The organism is Pseudomonas sp. LTR0 (assembly GCF_036630035.1).
Classification (GTDB): domain Bacteria; phylum Pseudomonadota; class Gammaproteobacteria; order Pseudomonadales; family Pseudomonadaceae; genus Aquipseudomonas; species Aquipseudomonas putida_Y.
The window spans coordinates 4,702,634-4,720,420 of sequence record NZ_CP123734.1 but is presented as its reverse complement, the minus strand read 5'-3'; the positions used below and the strand labels follow the sequence as shown (position 1 = coordinate 4,720,420).

General features: G+C 61.3%; 14 protein-coding genes. 12 read left to right on the top strand and 2 right to left on the bottom strand.

What is annotated here, in order from left to right; genetic code table 11:
- Positions 1–67: 67 nt before the first annotated feature.
- A complete protein-coding gene (recN, locus tag QCL51_RS21650) occupies positions 68–1,741 on the bottom strand; it encodes a DNA repair protein RecN (RefSeq protein ID WP_028697609.1) in 1,674 nt (557 codons plus the stop codon).
- A 192-nt stretch (positions 1,742–1,933) separates the two neighbouring features.
- On the opposite strand from recN, the gene grpE reads away from it, so the two are divergent.
- The 8 genes from grpE (at position 1,934) to QCL51_RS21610 (ending at position 12,357) form a co-directional block, all read left to right on the top strand.
- Positions 1,934–2,491, top strand: coding sequence for a nucleotide exchange factor GrpE (grpE, locus tag QCL51_RS21645; RefSeq protein ID WP_010955367.1), 558 nt, complete (start codon positions 1,934–1,936; stop codon positions 2,489–2,491).
- A 101-nt stretch (positions 2,492–2,592) separates the two neighbouring features.
- Positions 2,593–4,518: a molecular chaperone DnaK gene (gene dnaK / locus QCL51_RS21640; protein WP_003249929.1), complete on the top strand. Its 1,926-nt coding sequence runs from the start codon at positions 2,593–2,595 to the stop codon at positions 4,516–4,518.
- Positions 4,519–4,715: 197 nt separating this feature from the next.
- Entirely contained in the window at positions 4,716–5,843 is a 1,128-nt protein-coding gene (gene dnaJ / locus QCL51_RS21635; protein ID WP_021784335.1) for a molecular chaperone DnaJ, read from the top strand.
- 13 nt (positions 5,844–5,856) lie between these two features.
- Positions 5,857–6,660 carry a 4-hydroxy-tetrahydrodipicolinate reductase gene (gene dapB, locus QCL51_RS21630; protein ID WP_003249933.1) on the top strand — a complete coding sequence of 268 codons (804 nt, stop codon included), beginning with the start codon at positions 5,857–5,859 and terminating at the stop codon, positions 6,658–6,660.
- 327 nt (positions 6,661–6,987) lie between these two features.
- Positions 6,988–8,124, top strand: coding sequence for a glutamine-hydrolyzing carbamoyl-phosphate synthase small subunit (gene carA / locus QCL51_RS21625; RefSeq protein WP_003249935.1), 1,137 nt, complete (start codon positions 6,988–6,990; stop codon positions 8,122–8,124).
- A 105-nt stretch (positions 8,125–8,229) separates the two neighbouring features.
- Positions 8,230–11,451 carry a carbamoyl-phosphate synthase large subunit gene (gene carB, locus QCL51_RS21620; RefSeq protein ID WP_028697606.1) on the top strand — a complete coding sequence of 1,074 codons (3,222 nt, stop codon included), beginning with the start codon at positions 8,230–8,232 and terminating at the stop codon, positions 11,449–11,451.
- On the top strand, positions 11,448–11,930 hold the full coding sequence (gene greA / locus QCL51_RS21615; RefSeq protein ID WP_013974292.1) for a transcription elongation factor GreA: 483 nt from the start codon (positions 11,448–11,450) through the stop codon (positions 11,928–11,930). Before carB ends, greA begins: the two co-directional genes overlap by 4 nt.
- Positions 11,908–12,357 carry a hypothetical protein gene (locus QCL51_RS21610; RefSeq protein ID WP_028697604.1) on the top strand — a complete coding sequence of 150 codons (450 nt, stop codon included), beginning with the start codon at positions 11,908–11,910 and terminating at the stop codon, positions 12,355–12,357. The genes greA and QCL51_RS21610 overlap by 23 nt, the downstream gene beginning before the upstream one ends.
- A gap of 12 nt (positions 12,358–12,369) precedes the next feature.
- Here the strand turns inward: QCL51_RS21610 and yhbY are convergent, their stop codons facing one another.
- Positions 12,370–12,678 carry a ribosome assembly RNA-binding protein YhbY gene (gene yhbY, locus QCL51_RS21605; RefSeq protein WP_003249945.1) on the bottom strand — a complete coding sequence of 103 codons (309 nt, stop codon included), beginning with the start codon at positions 12,676–12,678 and terminating at the stop codon, positions 12,370–12,372.
- Positions 12,679–12,780: 102 nt separating this feature from the next.
- On the opposite strand from yhbY, the gene rlmE reads away from it, so the two are divergent.
- The 4 genes from rlmE (at position 12,781) to glmM (ending at position 17,732) form a co-directional block, all read left to right on the top strand.
- Positions 12,781–13,404: a 23S rRNA (uridine(2552)-2'-O)-methyltransferase RlmE gene (gene rlmE, locus QCL51_RS21600; RefSeq protein WP_021784331.1), complete on the top strand. Its 624-nt coding sequence runs from the start codon at positions 12,781–12,783 to the stop codon at positions 13,402–13,404.
- A gap of 206 nt (positions 13,405–13,610) precedes the next feature.
- Positions 13,611–15,515: an ATP-dependent zinc metalloprotease FtsH gene (gene ftsH, locus QCL51_RS21595; protein WP_021784330.1), complete on the top strand. Its 1,905-nt coding sequence runs from the start codon at positions 13,611–13,613 to the stop codon at positions 15,513–15,515.
- Between the two features lie 8 nt (positions 15,516–15,523).
- Positions 15,524–16,375 (top strand): dihydropteroate synthase, encoded by an 852-nt coding sequence (gene folP / locus QCL51_RS21590; RefSeq protein WP_021784329.1) that lies wholly within the window; start codon positions 15,524–15,526, stop codon positions 16,373–16,375.
- Between the two features lie 16 nt (positions 16,376–16,391).
- Positions 16,392–17,732 carry a phosphoglucosamine mutase gene (gene glmM / locus QCL51_RS21585; RefSeq protein ID WP_021784328.1) on the top strand — a complete coding sequence of 447 codons (1,341 nt, stop codon included), beginning with the start codon at positions 16,392–16,394 and terminating at the stop codon, positions 17,730–17,732.
- Positions 17,733–17,787: the final 55 nt, after the last annotated feature.

Sequence of the window (17,787 nt, the reverse complement as noted above, 5' to 3'; positions counted from 1 at the left end):
GGTTTCAGACCCTGTGATCACCCTGTGGGAGCGGGCGTGCCCGCGAATCGTCCTGGAAAAGAAGGGGTCAGGCCTTGCCGCTCACCACCATCTTGCGCGCATGGGCCAGGGACTCCTTGGTCAGGTCGATGCCGCCGAGCATCCGCGCCACTTCTTCCACGCGCTCACGCTTGCCAAGGCTAGCCACGGCGGTGTGGGTGGTGTCGCTGTTGCGCACCTTGTGCACGAACAAATGGTGATGCCCCTGCGCCGCCACCTGCGGCAGGTGGGTCACGGTCAGTACCTGCCCGCGCTCGCCCAGGCGCCGCAGCAATTGGCCGACGATTTCTGCCGTGGGCCCGCCAATACCCACGTCGACTTCGTCGAACACCAGGGTAGGAATGCGCGAGGTCTGCGCGGTAATGACCTGGATCGCCAGGCTGATACGCGACAGTTCGCCACCCGACGCCACCTTCGCCAGGCCCTTGAGCGGCTGGCCCGGGTTGGCACTGACCAGCAGTTCGATCTGCTCCAGGCCATGGGGTGACAGGTCTGTGCCTTCGTTGGGTGTCAGCTCTATGCAGAAGCGACCGCCAGGCATGCCCAGACGCTGGATTTCCTGCTCCACCGCGCCCGCCAGCTGCTGCGCCGCTTGCTGGCGAAGGCCGCTGAGCTCACGGGCTTTCTCTTTATAGTGCTGGGCAAAGGCGCCAAGCTCTTCGCCCAGCCGCTCGATCGACTCGTCGCTGGCATTAAGGCCTTCCAGCTCTTCCATCAATTGCTGTTGCAGGTGGGGCAGTTCGGTGGGGTGCACCCGGTGTTTGCGCGCCAGGGTATAGATGGTATCCAGGCGCTCTTCCAGGGCTTGCAGGCGCATCGGGTCGGCGTCGAAGTTGTCGAGGAAGCGGTTGAGTTCGCCCACGGCTTCTTCAACCTGGATCTGCGCGCTGGCAATCAGGTTGGCCGCTTCGCTCAGCGCCTTGGGCGAGTTGGTGGCGGCACCCAGGCGGTTGAGGCTGGAGGTGAGGGCGCTCAGCACATTGCCCGAATCGCTCTCGCTGCATTGGTCGATAACCTGGCGGCAGATGCCGAACAGGGCCTCGGCGCTGGTCAGGTTCTTGTGTTCCTGTTCCAGCTGCTCCAGTTCGTGCTCGCCCAGGCCTAGGTTGTCCAGTTCTTCCAGTTGGTAACTGAGCAACTGGTGGCGGGCGCGCTGCTCGTCGCCCGAGTTGGACAGGCGCTCCAGCTCCAGGCGGGTCTGGTTCCAGCGCTTGGCTGCAAGCTGGACCTGGCGGGCCAGGTCGACGGCGCCGGCATATTCGTCAAGCAGGCGGCGGTGGGTGTCGGTCTTGAGCAGTGACTGGTGCTCGTGCTGGCTGTGGATATCGATCAGCAGCTCGCCCAGCGCCTTGAGATCGCCGAGCGGGCAGGGCGTGCCGTTGATGTAGCCGCGGCTGCGGCCTTCGGCGGTGATCACCCGGCGCAAGATGCACAGGCCTTCGTTGTCCAGGTCGCGCTCGGCCAGCCAGGCGTGCGCTTCGGGAATGTCCACCAGGTCGAAGGTGGCCAGGATGTCTGCCTTGTCGGTGCCGGGGCGCACCACGCCGCTGTCGGCGCGGTCGCCCAGGGCAAGGCCGAGGGCGTCGAGCATGATCGATTTGCCGGCACCGGTCTCGCCGGTGATGACGGACATGCCACGGGCGATTTCGAGGTCGAGGTGCTCGACGATGGCGTAGTTGTGAATGGACAGGTGCACCAGCATGGGGGCGGCTCCCGGAAGTCAGGTCTGGTTATTTATACAGTACTTTTTTCAGGCCTGCCAATGCCCCTTCGCAGATTCTGTTGCAGCCTTGAAAACCACCTTGCCCCTTGAACCTGGTTTTTCCGGCCCCATATAGCCGACATCCAAGGCGAGCCTGGCTCGCAGTCCACAAAATTGCGCAGGAGAGACCCCATGGCTGATGAGCAGCTGAACGAGAAAGACCTTAACGTGGAAGAAACCGGTGCAGGCAATGCAGCTGATACCCGTGTTCTGGAGCTCGAGGAACAGCTGGCCGCAGCCAAGGACCAGGCGCTGCGCGCCGTTGCCGACCTGCAGAACGTACGCCGTCGTGCCGAGCAGGACGTGGAAAAAGCCCACAAGTTCGCCCTGGAGAAGTTCTCCAGCGACTTGCTGCCGGTGATCGACAGCCTGGAGCTGGCCCTGGCTCACTCCAGTGCCGACGATGAGCACGTCAAGCAGATCCGCGAGGGTGTCGAGCTGACCCTGAAGATGTTCCAGGACACGCTCAAGCGCTACAACCTTGAAGCGGTCGACCCGCACGGCCAGCCGTTCAACCCTGAGCACCACCAGGCCATGGCCATGCAGGAAAACGCCGAGGTCGAGCCAAACAGCGTGCTGAACGTGTTCCAGAAGGGTTACCTGCTGAACGGCCGCCTGCTGCGCCCCGCCATGGTGGTGGTCAGCAAGGCGCCGAGCGCGGCGCAACCCTCGATCAATGAAAAGGCTTGAAATCCTTCCGGGCATCCCCATCTAGGTGTCAAGCCTTCAAGTATTACCGCAGTTGGCCAAAGTAGTCGCTGCTACCAAATTCAAGTTTCGGGAGAGTTAACATGGGTAAAATCATCGGTATCGACCTGGGGACCACCAACTCGTGCGTCTCCATTCTGGAAAACGGTAACGTCAAAGTCATCGAAAACGCCGAAGGTGCGCGTACTACCCCTTCGATCGTGGCCTACGCCAACGATGGCGAAATCCTGGTTGGCCAGTCGGCCAAGCGCCAGGCCGTCACCAACCCGCACAACACCCTGTTCGCAGTGAAGCGCCTGATTGGCCGCCGCTTCGAAGAAGATGTCGTGCAGAAAGACATCAAGCTGGTGCCGTACAAGATCGTCAAGGCAAACAACGGTGACGCCTGGGTCGAGGCTGCTGGCAAGGAAATGGCTCCGCCGCAAATCAGCGCCGAAGTCCTGAAGAAAATGAAGAAAACCGCCGAAGACTACCTCGGCGAGCCCGTAACCGAAGCGGTCATCACCGTTCCGGCCTACTTCAACGACAGCCAGCGTCAGGCGACCAAAGACGCCGGCCGCATCGCTGGCCTGGACGTAAAACGCATCATCAACGAGCCGACTGCCGCTGCGCTGGCTTACGGCATGGACAAGGCCAAGGGCGACCACACTGTCATCGTTTATGACCTGGGTGGTGGTACCTTCGACGTCTCGGTCATCGAAATCGCCGAAGTCGACGGTGAGCACCAGTTCGAAGTACTGGCTACCAACGGCGACACCTTCCTGGGTGGCGAAGACTTCGACATGCGCCTGATCGACTACCTTGTCGACGAGTTCAAGAAAGAGTCGGGCATGGACCTGAAGAACGATCCTCTGGCCCTGCAGCGCCTGAAAGAAGCCGCAGAAAAAGCCAAGATCGAGCTGTCGTCCGCTCAGTCGACCGACGTCAACCTGCCGTACATCACTGCAGATGCCACCGGTCCTAAGCACCTGAACGTGAAGATCTCCCGCGCCAAGCTGGAGTCGCTGGTCGAAGACCTGGTCAAGCGTACCATCGAGCCTTGCCGTATCGCCCTGAAAGACGCCGGCATCGACGCCAGCAAGATCGACGACGTGATCCTGGTCGGCGGTCAGACCCGCATGCCGCTGGTGCAGAAAGAAGTTGCCGACTTCTTCGGTAAGGAAGCGCGCAAGGACGTGAACCCGGACGAAGCCGTTGCCATGGGTGCTGCCATCCAGGGTGCGGTACTGGCCGGTGACGTGAAAGACGTACTCCTGCTGGACGTCAGCCCGCTGACCCTGGGTATCGAAACCATGGGCGGCGTGATGACCGCGCTGATCGAGAAGAACACCACCATCCCGACCAAGAAGTCGCAGGTGTTCTCGACTGCCGACGACAACCAGGGCGCCGTGACCATTCACGTGCTGCAGGGTGAGCGTAAGCAGGCTGCGCAGAACAAGTCGCTGGGCAAATTCGACCTGGCTGACATTCCGCCAGCACCGCGTGGCGTGCCGCAAATCGAAGTGACCTTCGACATCGACGCCAACGGCATCCTGCACGTAGGCGCGAAAGACAAGGCTACCGGCAAGACTCAGTCGATCGTGATCAAGGCCAACTCCGGCCTGTCGGACGAAGAGATCGAGCGCATGGTGCGTGACGCCGAGGCCAACGCCGAGGAAGACCGCAAGTTCGAAGAGCTGGCTGCTGCCCGTAACCAGGGTGACGCGCTGGTACACTCGACCCGCAAGATGGTCGCTGACGCAGGTGACAAGGTTACCGCTGAAGAGAAAACCGCCATCGAGGCCGCCGTTGTTGCCCTGGAAGCCGCTGTCAAAGGCGACGACAAGGCTGCCATCGACGCCAAGGTAGAAGAGCTGTCCAAGGTCTCTGCCCCGGTTGCCCAGAAGATGTACGCCGAGCAGTCGGCTGAACAGCCTCAGGGTGGCGCGCAGCAGGCCGAGCCGGAAGCCAAGCACGATGACGTGGTTGACGCCGAGTTCGAAGAAGTGAAAGACAACAACAAGCAGTAATCCCTGCATGTTGTCGGCCAGTTCACCGTCGTTTGTCGGTGAGCTGGTAGGATGTCGCCGCGCGGGGGCTTGCTCCCGCGTTGGCGTATCTGGAATTCGAGAATTTTTACAGCATCTGTCAGCGGCTCTTATGGGGAGCGGGCGGGTGCTGATGGCGTGGCGCAGATGCCAGACGCCCAACAAGGTGCAAATGACCTATGTCCAAGCGTGATTATTATGAGGTCCTGGGTGTCGAGCGCGGCGCCACTGAATCGGATCTCAAGAAGGCTTACCGCCGTTTGGCGATGAAGTATCACCCGGACCGCAACCCGGGCGATAAAGAATCGGAAGACAAGTTCAAGGAGGCCAACGAGGCCTACGAAGTGCTGTCGGACGCGAGCAAGCGTGCGGCCTTCGACCAGTATGGCCATGCGGGTGTCGACCCAAGCATGGGTGGCGGTGGTGCCGGCTTTGGTGGTGCCAACTTCTCCGACATCTTCGGTGATGTGTTCAGCGACTTCTTCGGTGGCGGCGGCCGCGGCGGTGGTCGAGGCGGTGCCCAGCGCGGCAGCGACCTGCGCTACACCCTGGAGCTGAACCTGGAAGAAGCGGTGCGTGGCACTACGGTCAGCATCCGCGTGCCTACCCTGGTCAACTGCCAGCCTTGCGACGGTTCCGGTGCCAAGAAGGGTTCGACCCCGTCAACCTGCCCGACTTGCGGTGGCATCGGTCAGGTACGCATGCAGCAAGGCTTCTTCTCGGTGCAGCAGACCTGCCCGCGCTGCCATGGCCAAGGCAAGATCATTACCGACCCGTGCAATTCGTGTCACGGTGAGGGGCGTGTCGAGGAATACAAGACGCTGTCGGTCAAGGTGCCGGCAGGTGTCGATACCGGCGACCGCATCCGTCTGTCGGGTGAGGGCGAGGCGGGTACTCATGGTGGCCCGACTGGCGACCTGTACGTGGTGATCAGCGTGCGTGAGCACGAAATCTTCCAGCGTGATGGCAAGCACCTGTACTGTGAGGTGCCGATCAGCTACACCGATGCTGCCCTGGGCGGCGAGCTGGAAGTGCCGACCCTGGATGGTCGTGTGAAGCTGAGGATTCCGGAAGGCACCCAGACTGGTAAGCAGTTCCGTCTGCGTGGCAAGGGTGTTGCCCCGGTGCGTGGCGGTGGTGCGGGTGACCTGCTGTGCCGTGTGGCCGTAGAAACCCCGGTCAACCTCAGCCGTCGCCAGCGCGAGTTGCTCGAAGAGCTGCGTGATTCGCTGGAAGGCGACAGTTCCCACTCGCCCAAGGCCAGCGGCTGGTTCGATGGTGTGAAGCGCTTCTTCGGCGATCTCTGACAAGGAACAGGTTATGCGACGTATTGCAGTGATGGGCGCGGCGGGGCGGATGGGCAAAACCCTCATCGAAGCCGTGCAACAAACTCCAGGTGCGGGGCTGACCGCGGCGATCGATCGCCCTGACAGCTCGTTGGTCGGGGCTGATGCCGGAGAGCTGGCGGCACTTGGCCGAATTGGCGTGCTGTTGTCCGACGACCTGGCCAAGGTTGCCGACGAGTTCGATGTGCTGATCGATTTCACTCACCCCTCGGTGACCCTGAAAAACCTGGCGTTCTGCCGCAAGCACGGCAAGGCGATGATCATCGGCACGACCGGTTTTACAGTCGAAGAGAAGCAGCTGTTGGCTGAGGCTGGCAAGGACATTCCAATCGTGTTCGCCGCCAACTTCAGCGTGGGTGTCAACCTTAGCCTCAAGCTGCTGGATATGGCTGCGCGGGTGCTGGGTGATGATGTCGATATCGAAATCATCGAGGCGCACCACCGGCACAAGGTCGATGCCCCGTCGGGCACTGCACTGCGCATGGGTGAAGTGGTTGCCAATGCGCTGGGCCGTGATCTGCAGGAAGTGGCCGTGTATGGCCGTGAAGGGCAGACCGGCGCGCGGGATCGCAAAACCATCGGTTTCGCTACCGTGCGTGCCGGCGATGTGGTGGGCGATCACACCGTATTGTTCGCTGCCGAAGGCGAGCGCCTGGAAATCACCCACAAGGCCTCCAGCCGCATGACCTTCGCCAAGGGTGCCGTGCGTGCGGCGCTGTGGCTGGATGGGCGCGAGCCGGGGCTGTACGACATGCAGGATGTGCTCGAGCTGCGTTGAGCCGTTCTGGCGGTGCTGGCTGCTTCGCGGGCTTGCCCGCTCCCACAGGTATTGCGCGGGTCTTGTGGCTTGTGGTGGGCCTGTGGGAGCGGGCGAGCCTGCGAAGAAGCCAACACAGATGTCAGTCTGTCGCATTGATGTGTTTTAGAGGCACATCCGCGGTAGACCGAAAACACACTTTTCTGTAAGCTACAGCTTTAGTGTGTCCACTAAAAGCGCGCAGCGAATTGAATTCAGCACATGAAAGCGGGGTGACGTGTCCATACGTCACTCCGCTTTTTTGCAACCTGCGATCGCCCTTTCATGCTTGATTTACGGGAGGTCTTCTTGACAAAGCCAGCCATACTCGCCCTTGCCGACGGCAGTATTTTCCGCGGTGAAGCCATCGGTGCCGACGGTCAGACCGTTGGTGAGGTGGTATTCAACACCGCTATGACCGGCTACCAGGAAATCCTTACAGACCCTTCCTACGCGCAGCAAATCGTTACCCTGACCTACCCGCACATCGGCAACACCGGCACTACCCCGGAAGACGCCGAGTCGAACCGCGTCTGGTCCGCTGGCCTGGTCATCCGTGACCTGCCGCTGCTGGCCAGCAACTGGCGCAACACCCAGTCGCTGCCTGAGTACCTCAAGGCCAACAACGTCGTTGCCATCGCCGGCATCGACACTCGTCGCCTGACCCGTATCCTGCGTGAAAAGGGCGCCCAGAACGGCTGCATTCTGGCGGGTGACAACATCAGCGAAGAAGCCGCCATCGCTGCTGCCCGCGGCTTCCCGGGCCTTAAGGGCATGGACCTGGCCAAGGTCGTCTCCACCAAGGAGCGTTACGAGTGGCGCTCCAGTGTGTGGGAGCTGAAAACCGACAGCCACCCGACCATCGACGCTGCCGACCTGCCGTACCACGTGGTTGCCTTCGACTACGGCGTCAAGCTGAATATCCTGCGCATGCTGGTAGCCCGTGGCTGCCGCGTGACCGTGGTGCCAGCCCAGACCCCGGCCAGCGAAGTGCTGGCACTCAACCCGGACGGCGTGTTCCTGTCCAACGGCCCTGGTGACCCCGAGCCGTGCGACTACGCGATCCAGGCGATCAAGGAAATCCTCGAAACCGAGATTCCGGTATTCGGCATCTGCCTCGGCCACCAGCTGCTGGCCCTGGCCTCCGGTGCCAAGACCGTGAAAATGGGCCACGGCCACCACGGTGCCAACCACCCGGTCCAGGACCTGGATACCGGCGTGGTCATGATCACCAGCCAGAACCACGGTTTTGCCGTTGACGAAGCGACCCTGCCGGGTAACGTTCGCGCCATTCACAAGTCGCTGTTCGACGGCACCCTGCAGGGTATCGAGCGTACCGACAAGAGCGCGTTCAGCTTCCAGGGCCACCCTGAAGCGAGCCCAGGCCCGACCGACGTCGCGCCTCTGTTCGATCGTTTCACCGATGCCATGGCCAAGCGCCGCTGAGCATCCTGCTTCAAGGCCCCGGGCCGGCATCTGTCGCGCCCGGAAGCGCCTGACCCAGATTGTTCAAAGCGGCTTGCCGACTGACCCCGGATTTGAGTGACCACCATGCCAAAACGTACAGACATCAAAAGCATCCTGATTCTCGGCGCTGGCCCGATCGTGATCGGCCAGGCCTGCGAATTCGACTACTCCGGCGCCCAGGCCTGTAAAGCCCTGCGCGAGGAAGGTTTCCGCGTCATCCTGGTGAACTCCAACCCAGCCACCATCATGACCGACCCGGCCATGGCCGACGCCACCTACATCGAGCCGATCAAGTGGCAGTCGGTGGCCAAGATCATCGAAAAAGAGCGCCCGGACGCCGTTTTGCCGACCATGGGTGGCCAGACCGCACTGAACTGCGCCCTGGACCTGGAGCGCCACGGCGTTCTGGAGAAGTTCGGCGTAGAGATGATCGGTGCCAACGCCGACACCATCGACAAGGCTGAAGACCGCTCGCGCTTCGACAAGGCGATGAAGGACATCGGCCTGGAATGCCCGCGCTCCGGTATCGCCCACAGCATGGAAGAGGCCAATGCGGTCCTCGAGAAGCTTGGCTTCCCATGCATCATTCGCCCGTCGTTCACCATGGGCGGCACCGGCGGCGGTATCGCGTACAACCGTGAAGAGTTCGAAGAAATCTGCACCCGCGGTCTGGACCTGTCGCCGACCAAAGAGCTGCTGATCGACGAGTCGCTGATCGGCTGGAAAGAGTACGAGATGGAAGTGGTCCGCGACAAAAAGGACAACTGCATCATCGTCTGCTCGATCGAGAACTTCGACCCGATGGGTGTGCACACCGGTGACTCGATCACTGTTGCCCCGGCACAGACCCTGACCGACAAGGAATACCAGATCATGCGCAACGCCTCGCTGGCGGTGCTGCGTGAAATCGGTGTGGAAACCGGCGGTTCCAACGTCCAGTTCGGCATTTGCCCGAACACCGGCCGCATGGTCGTCATCGAGATGAACCCGCGCGTATCGCGTTCGTCCGCCCTGGCCTCCAAGGCCACCGGCTTCCCGATCGCCAAGATCGCCGCCAAGCTGGCCATTGGTTACACCCTCGACGAGCTGCAGAACGATATCACTGGCGGTCGCACCCCGGCGTCCTTCGAGCCGTCGATCGACTATGTCGTCACCAAGCTGCCACGTTTTGCCTTCGAGAAATTCCCGAAAGCCGACGCTCGCCTGACCACCCAGATGAAATCCGTGGGTGAAGTCATGGCCATCGGCCGTACTTTCCAGGAATCCCTGCAGAAAGCCCTGCGCGGTCTGGAAGTCGGCGCCTGCGGCCTCGACCCGAAAGTCGACCTGGCCAGCCCGGAAGCCGCCAGCATCCTCAAGCGCGAACTGACCGTGCCGGGTGCCGAGCGTATCTGGTACGTGGCTGACGCCATGCGTTCGGGCATGACCTGCGAAGAAATCTTCAATCTGACCGGCATCGACATGTGGTTCCTGGTGCAGATGGAAGACCTGATCAAGGAAGAAGAGAAGGTCAAGACCCTGGCTTTGTCGTCGATCGACAAGGACTACATGCTGCGCCTCAAGCGCAAGGGCTTCTCGGACCAGCGTCTGGCAGTACTGCTGGGTATCACCGACAAGAACCTGCGCCGCCACCGCCACAAGCTGGAAGTGTTCCCGGTGTACAAGCGCGTCGACACCTGCGCCGCCGAGTTCGCCACCGACACCGCCTACCTGTACTCCACCTACGAGGAAGAGTGCGAGGCCAACCCGTCGACCCGCGACAAGATCATGATCCTGGGTGGCGGCCCTAACCGTATCGGCCAGGGTATCGAGTTCGACTACTGCTGCGTACACGCAGCCCTGGCGCTGCGTGAAGACGGTTACGAGACCATCATGGTCAACTGCAACCCGGAAACCGTCTCCACCGACTACGACACTTCCGACCGCCTGTACTTCGAGCCGCTGACCCTGGAAGACGTGCTGGAAGTCTGCCGCGTCGAGAAGCCGAAGGGCGTGATCGTTCACTACGGCGGCCAGACCCCGCTGAAGCTGGCCCGCGCTCTGGAAGAAGCTGGCGTGCCGATCATCGGTACCAGCCCTGACGCCATCGACCGCGCCGAAGACCGTGAGCGCTTCCAGCAGATGGTTCAGCGCCTGAGCCTGCTGCAGCCGCCAAACGCTACCGTGCGCAGCGAAGAAGAAGCCATCCGTGCTGCGGGCAGCATCGGCTATCCGCTGGTCGTGCGTCCGTCCTACGTACTGGGCGGCCGTGCCATGGAGATCGTCTACGAACTGGACGAGCTCAAGCGCTACCTGCGTGAAGCAGTACAAGTGTCGAACGACAGCCCGGTACTGCTCGACCACTTCCTCAACTGCGCCATCGAGATGGACGTGGATGCGGTGTGCGACGGCACCGACGTGGTCATCGGCGCAATCATGCAGCACATCGAACAGGCCGGTGTTCACTCCGGTGACTCGGCGTGCTCGCTGCCACCTTACTCGCTGAGCAAGGAAGTGCAGGACGAAGTCCGCGTTCAGGTCAAGAAAATGGCCCTGGAGCTGGGCGTGGTCGGCCTGATGAACGTGCAGCTGGCCCTGCAGGGCGACAAGATCTACGTGATCGAAGTCAACCCGCGTGCCTCGCGTACCGTACCGTTCGTGTCCAAGTGCATCGGCACGTCCCTGGCGATGATCGCAGCCCGTGTCATGGCGGGTAAAACCTTGAAAGAGCTGGGCTTCACCCAGGAAATCATCCCGAACTTCTACAGCGTCAAGGAAGCCGTCTTCCCGTTCGCCAAGTTCCCAGGGGTTGACCCGATCCTCGGCCCTGAGATGAAATCGACCGGTGAAGTGATGGGTGTCGGTGACAGCTTCGGTGAAGCCTTCGCCAAGGCCCAGATGGGTGCAAGCGAAGTGCTGCCGACCGGTGGTACTGCGTTCATCAGCGTGCGTGACGACGACAAGCCACAAGTGGCTGGCGTTGCCCGCGACCTGATCGCCCTGGGCTTCGAAGTGGTTGCCACTGCCGGTACCGCCAAGGTTATCGAGGCGGCTGGCCTGAAAGTGCGCCGTGTGAACAAAGTGACCGAAGGTCGCCCACACGTGGTCGACATGATCAAGAACGACGAAGTGTCGCTGATCATCAATACCACCGAAGGTCGCCAGTCGATCGCCGACTCTTACTCGATTCGTCGCAATGCGTTGCAGCACAAGATCTACTGCACCACTACCATTGCGGCTGGTGAAGCCATCTGCGAAGCGCTGAAATTCGGTCCGGAAAAGACCGTTCGTCGCTTGCAAGATCTGCATGCAGGACTGAAAGCATGAGCATTACCAAATACCCGATGACCGTCCAGGGCGCTCGCGCCCTGGAAGAGGAACACCTGTTTCTGAGCAAGACCGAGCGCCCGCGCCTGAGTCAGGCCATTGGTGAGGCACGTGAGCTGGGTGACCTCAAGGAAAACGCTGAATATCATGCAGCCCGTGAGGAGCAGGGCATGGTCGAAGCGCGTATCCGTGACATCGAAGGCCGTCTGCAGAACTCGGTGGTCATCGATGTGACCACTATCCCTCACACCGGCAAGGTGATTTTCGGTACCACCGTGGTACTGGCCAACACCGAAACCGATGAAGAGGTGTCCTACCAGATCGTTGGCGAGGATGAAGCCGACGTGAAGCAGGGCAAGCTGTCGAGTGGCGCACCCATTGCCCGTGCCATCATCGGCAAGGAAGAAGGTGATACTGTCGTCGTCAAGACGCCTAGCGGCACGGTCGAGTACGAGATTGTCGAAGTCAAGCACATCTGACCGGCGCCTGCGGGCGCCATCCCTTGAGGGGATCCTCTGGCAGCTGGCCCAGGTTTTCTGGGTCGGTGGCCTGTGGGTGTTCCATGTGGGGCTGGTGCCTGCGCTCAAGGTCAGTGGCCTGGCGCCGCTGCTGGTGCAGGATGTTGCCGGGCAGATCGACCGCTGGTTGATCGGCGTGGCGATGCTTGGCTTGTTGACTCAGCTGGCGGTGCTGGCGAGGGTGGACGGCCTGGCTGCCTGGTGGCGGCAGTTCCGCGGCCAGATGCTGTTGCTCGGCTTCGGTGCCTGCGTGGGGTATTACACCTTGCGCTACGGTATTTCCGTGGGTGAGCGCTGGCAGATGTTCTGCTTCCTGGTGCTGGGTTTTTCCGGCATCGTGCTGGTGGCCCAGCCGGTACCGGTCAGGGCGCGTTCACCGCGCCACTGATCGGAGCTACCGTTACTTGTAACGGTGGATGTTGGACAGCTGCTTGTTCGGCTGTGGGTTCTTGCGGTAGATCAGGGCTTTCTTGCCGATGGTCTGCACCAGCTCGGCGCGGCCGGCCTTGCACAGCTCGGCGATGGTTTCGGCGCGTTCCTCGCGGTCTTCCGAGCGAATCTCGACCTTGATCAGCTCATGGTCGACCAGCGCGCGCTCCAGTTCGGCGATGACGCCTTCATTCAAACCGTTGCCAGCAACGATCAGGACCGGCTTCAGGTCATGACCAATGGACTTGTATTGCTTCTTCTGCTCGTTATTGAGCGGCATAATCTGACCCTTTCCGTCTGATTCTGTAAAATTGACCGGCATTTTACCCGAGGGCCACCGGCTCCGCCCAGTCAATCACGACGCATATCATCGAGGTGCCCCGTGGTACAACGTTCCAAAAGCAGCGCAAACTGGCTGCGAGAGCATTTCAACGACCCTTTTGTGAAGCAGGCGCAGAAGGATGGCTATCGCTCGCGTGCGAGCTACAAACTGCTGGAGATCCAGGAGAAGGACCGCCTTATCCGCCCAGGCATGAGCGTGATCGATCTCGGCGCGGCCCCTGGTGGCTGGTCCCAGGTGACCAGTCGTCTGATTGGTGGCCAAGGTCGGCTGATCGCTTCGGACATTTTGGAAATGGACGCGATCGCCGACGTGACCTTCATTCAGGGGGACTTCACCCAGGACGAAGTGCTGCAGCGCATTCTCGAAGCGGTCGGCGATTCGCATGTAGACCTTGTGATTTCCGACATGGCCCCCAATATGAGTGGTACGCCCGCGGTAGACATTCCGCGTGCCATGTTCCTCTGCGAGTTGGCCCTCGATCTGGCGACCCGTGTACTCAAGCCCGGGGGCGACTTCCTGATCAAGATTTTCCAGGGCGAAGGTTTTGACGTGTACCTGAAGGACGTGCGCAGCAAGTTCGACAAGGTGCAAATGCGCAAGCCGTCGTCGTCGCGGGACCGTTCCCGGGAGCAATACCTGTTGGGCAGGGGCTTCAAAGGGTAATGAAAGGTGTGAAGCGGGGTGGTCGATAGTTAATTCCAATCGGCCGCTGCGTCAGGATCGTCCGAACTTCGTGTAGTCTAGCTTTCACAAAGGGTTACAGACGGTGCCTGCGGCTGCGTAGGTAATGTAGTAAGTTAGGGCGATGAATATCATGCGAGGCACGGCTGCGTCGTGCGCCGGCCTCAGAGGGTAGCTAATTGAACGACATGGCAAAGAATCTGATCCTGTGGTTGATCATCGCAGCTGTCCTGGTGACAGTGATGAACAACTTCTCCAGCCCTAACGAGCCGCAGACCCTCAACTACTCCGACTTCATCCAGCAGGTCAAGGATGGCAAGGTCGAGCGTGTGACCGTCGATGGCTACATCATTACTGGCAAGCGCACCGATGGCGACAACTTCAAGACTGTGCGCCCGGCCATCACCGACAACGGCCTGATCGGCGATCTGGTCGACAACCACGTGGTCGTCGAAGGCAAGCAGCCTGAGCAACAGAGCATCTGGACGCAGTTGCTGGTGGCGAGCTTCCCGATCCTGGTGATCATTGCCGTGTTCATGTTCTTCATGCGCCAGATGCAAGGTGGTGCGGGCGGCAAGGGCGGGCCGATGAGCTTCGGCAAGAGCAAGGCGCGCCTGCTGTCCGAAGACCAGGTCAAGACCACCCTGGCTGACGTTGCCGGCTGCGACGAGGCCAAGGAAGAGGTTGGCGAGCTGGTCGAGTTCCTGCGCGATCCGGGCAAATTCCAGCGTCTGGGTGGCCGTATCCCGCGCGGTGTGCTGATGGTTGGCCCGCCCGGTACCGGTAAGACCCTGCTGGCCAAGGCCATTGCGGGCGAAGCGAAAGTGCCGTTCTTCACCATTTCCGGTTCGGACTTCGTGGAAATGTTCGTGGGTGTCGGTGCCAGCCGTGTGCGCGACATGTTCGAGCAGGCCAAGAAGCATGCCCCGTGCATCATCTTCATCGACGAAATCGACGCCGTTGGTCGCCATCGTGGCGCCGGCATGGGCGGCGGTCACGACGAGCGTGAACAAACCCTCAACCAGTTGCTGGTGGAGATGGACGGCTTCGAGATGAACGATGGCATCATCGTCATCGCCGCTACCAACCGTCCGGATGTGCTCGACCCGGCGCTGCTGCGCCCGGGCCGCTTCGACCGCCAGGTGGTGGTTGGCCTGCCGGACATCCGTGGCCGCGAGCAGATCCTCAAGGTGCACATGCGCAAGGTGCCGATCGGCGAGAACGTCAACCCGGCGGTCATCGCACGTGGTACCCCAGGCTTCTCCGGCGCCGACCTGGCCAACCTGGTCAACGAGGCTTCGCTGTTTGCCGCGCGTTCCAACAAGCGCCTGGTCGAAATGAAGGAGTTCGAGCTGGCCAAGGACAAGATCATGATGGGCGCCGAGCGCAAGACCATGGTCATGTCCGAAAAGGAAAAGAGAAACACCGCCTATCACGAGGCCGGCCACGCCATTGTCGGTCGCCTGGTGCCTGAGCACGACCCGGTCTACAAGGTTTCGATCATCCCGCGTGGTCGTGCCTTGGGTGTGACCATGTTCCTCCCGGAAGAAGACCGCTACAGCCTGTCCAAGCGTGCGCTGATCAGCCAGATCTGCTCGCTGTATGGCGGCCGTATCGCCGAGGAGATGACCTTGGGCTTCGATGGCGTTACCACAGGCGCGTCCAACGACATCATGCGTGCCAGCCAGCTCGCTCGTAACATGGTGACCAAATGGGGCCTGTCCGAGAAGCTCGGCCCGCTGATGTATGCAGAGGAAGAGGGCGAGGTGTTCCTCGGCCGTAGTGCTGGCAGCCAGCACGCCAGCGTGTCCGGCGAGACTGCCAAACTGATCGACTCCGAGGTGCGCAGCATCATCGATCAGTGCTATGCCACTGCCAAGCAGTTGCTGATCGACAACCGCGACAAGCTCGAGGCAATGACCGAAGCGCTGATGAAGTATGAAACCATCGATGCCGATCAGATTGACGACATCATGGCTGGGCGCACACCACGTGAACCGCGTGATTGGGACGACGACAAGCACTCGGGCACGCCTGCTGCCCAGGATGATCGTCCGGAATCGCCAATCGGCGGCCCAGCGGCAGAACACTAAGGGCATCTATGAGCTCAGTGCAGTACCCGACCCGGTTGCCTTGCGGCAACCGGGTTCTTGATTTGTCGCATACCCATGTCATGGGTATTCTCAATATCACCCCCGATTCCTTCTCCGACGGTGGTCGCTTCAGTCAGCGCGACGAGGCCCTGCGCCATGCCGAGGCCATGCTTGCCGCCGGTGCAACGCTGATCGACATCGGTGGCGAGTCCACGCGCCCGGGTGCGCGTGCAGTGTCGGTCACCGAGGAGCTGGAGCGTGTGGCGCCAATGGTCGAGGCCATCAACAGTCGCCTCGATGTGGTCATTTCGGTCGATACCTCCACACCTGCCGTCATGCGCGAAGCTGCACGCCTTGGTGCCGGGCTGATCAACGACGTTCGGGCCCTGGAGCGCGATGGCGCCCTGGACGCTGCAGCGGACACCGGTCTGCCGGTGTGCCTCATGCACATGCGTGGCGAGCCAGGTAACATGCAGGATGATCCGCATTACCAGGACGTGACCGCTGACGTCACGCGTTATCTTGAACAGCGGATGGCCGCCTGCGCAGCAGCGGGCATCGACGCGGACAGAATCATCCTTGACCCGGGCTTCGGTTTCGCCAAGACACTGGCGCACAATCTGAGCCTGTTCAAGCACATGGAAGCGCTCTATCGCCTTGGGCGCCCACTGCTGGTGGGCGTTTCACGAAAGAGCATGATCGGCCTGACGCTGGAACGTCCGGTCGGCGAGCGCTTGTACGGCAGCCTTGCGCTGGCGGCGTTGGCCATGACCAAGGGGGCGAGCATCCTTCGTGTACATGACGTGGCTGAAACCGTCGATGTGGTGCGCATGATCGCTGCAGTGCAAAACGCCGAATAAGAATATTGGAGTCCCTATGAGCAGAAAATACTTTGGTACCGACGGCATTCGTGGCCGCGTCGGGGAATACCCGATCACGCCTGAATTCATGCTGAAGCTCGGCTGGGCGGCCGGCATGGCCTTCCGCAAGCAAGGCCATTGCCGCGTGCTGGTGGGCAAGGACACGCGTATCTCCGGCTACATGTTCGAGTCCGCACTCGAAGCCGGCTTGTCCGCAGCAGGTGCCGATGTGCTGCTGCTCGGGCCGATGCCGACACCGGCCATCGCTTATCTCACGCGCACCTTCCACGCAGAAGCCGGCATCGTCATCAGTGCCTCGCACAACCCACACGATGACAACGGCATCAAGTTCTTCTCGGGCCAGGGCACCAAGCTGCCGGACGAGGTCGAGCTGATGATCGAGGAACTGCTCGACCAACCGATGACCGTTGTCGAGTCGGGCAAGCTGGGCAAGGTTTCGCGTATCAACGATGCCGCCGGCCGCTACATCGAATTCTGCAAGAGCAGCGTGCCGAGCAGCACCAGCTTCGATGGCCTCAAGCTGGTGGTCGACTGCGCCCATGGTGCTACCTACAAGGTTGCGCCCAGCGTATTCCGTGAGCTGGGTGCCGACGTGACCGTGCTGCATGCGCAACCGGACGGCCTGAACATCAACGAAGGTTGCGGCTCGACACACATCGAATCGCTGCAGGCCGCTGTACTGGTCGGGCATGCCGATCTCGGCATTGCCTTTGACGGTGACGGCGATCGCGTGCTGATGGTCGACCACACGGGTGCCATCGTCGACGGTGACGAACTGCTGTTCATCATTGCTCGCGACCTGCAGGAGCATGGCAAGCTGCAAGGCGGGGTGGTCGGCACGCTGATGAGTAACCTGGGCCTGGAGCTGGCGCTCAAGGATCTGGACATCCCGTTTGTGCGGGCCAAGGTCGGCGACCGTTACGTCATGGCCGAGCTGTTGGAGCGTCAATGGCTGGTCGGCGGTGAAAACTCCGGTCACGTCGTGTGCTGCAACCACACCACAACCGGCGACGCGATCATTGCCGCGCTGCAGGTGCTGATGGCGCTCAAGCGCCGTGGCGAAACCCTGGCTCAGGCCCGTCAGGCACTGCGTAAGTGTCCGCAGGTGCTGATCAATGTGCGCTTTGGCGCCAGCAAGGTCGACCCGCTGGAGCATCCCGCCGTCAAGGAAGCCAGTGCCAAGGTTACCGAAGCGCTGGCGGGGCGTGGTCGTGTGCTGTTGCGCAAGTCCGGTACCGAGCCGTTGGTGCGGGTCATGGTTGAGGGCGAAGACGAAAGCCAGGTGCGGGCCCATGCTGAAGCGCTGGCCAAACTGGTCAGCGAAGTTTGTGTCTGAAGGCGCTTGCCAGCGCAGATCTGGTTGGGTAAGATCTGCGCCCACTTTGACCGAC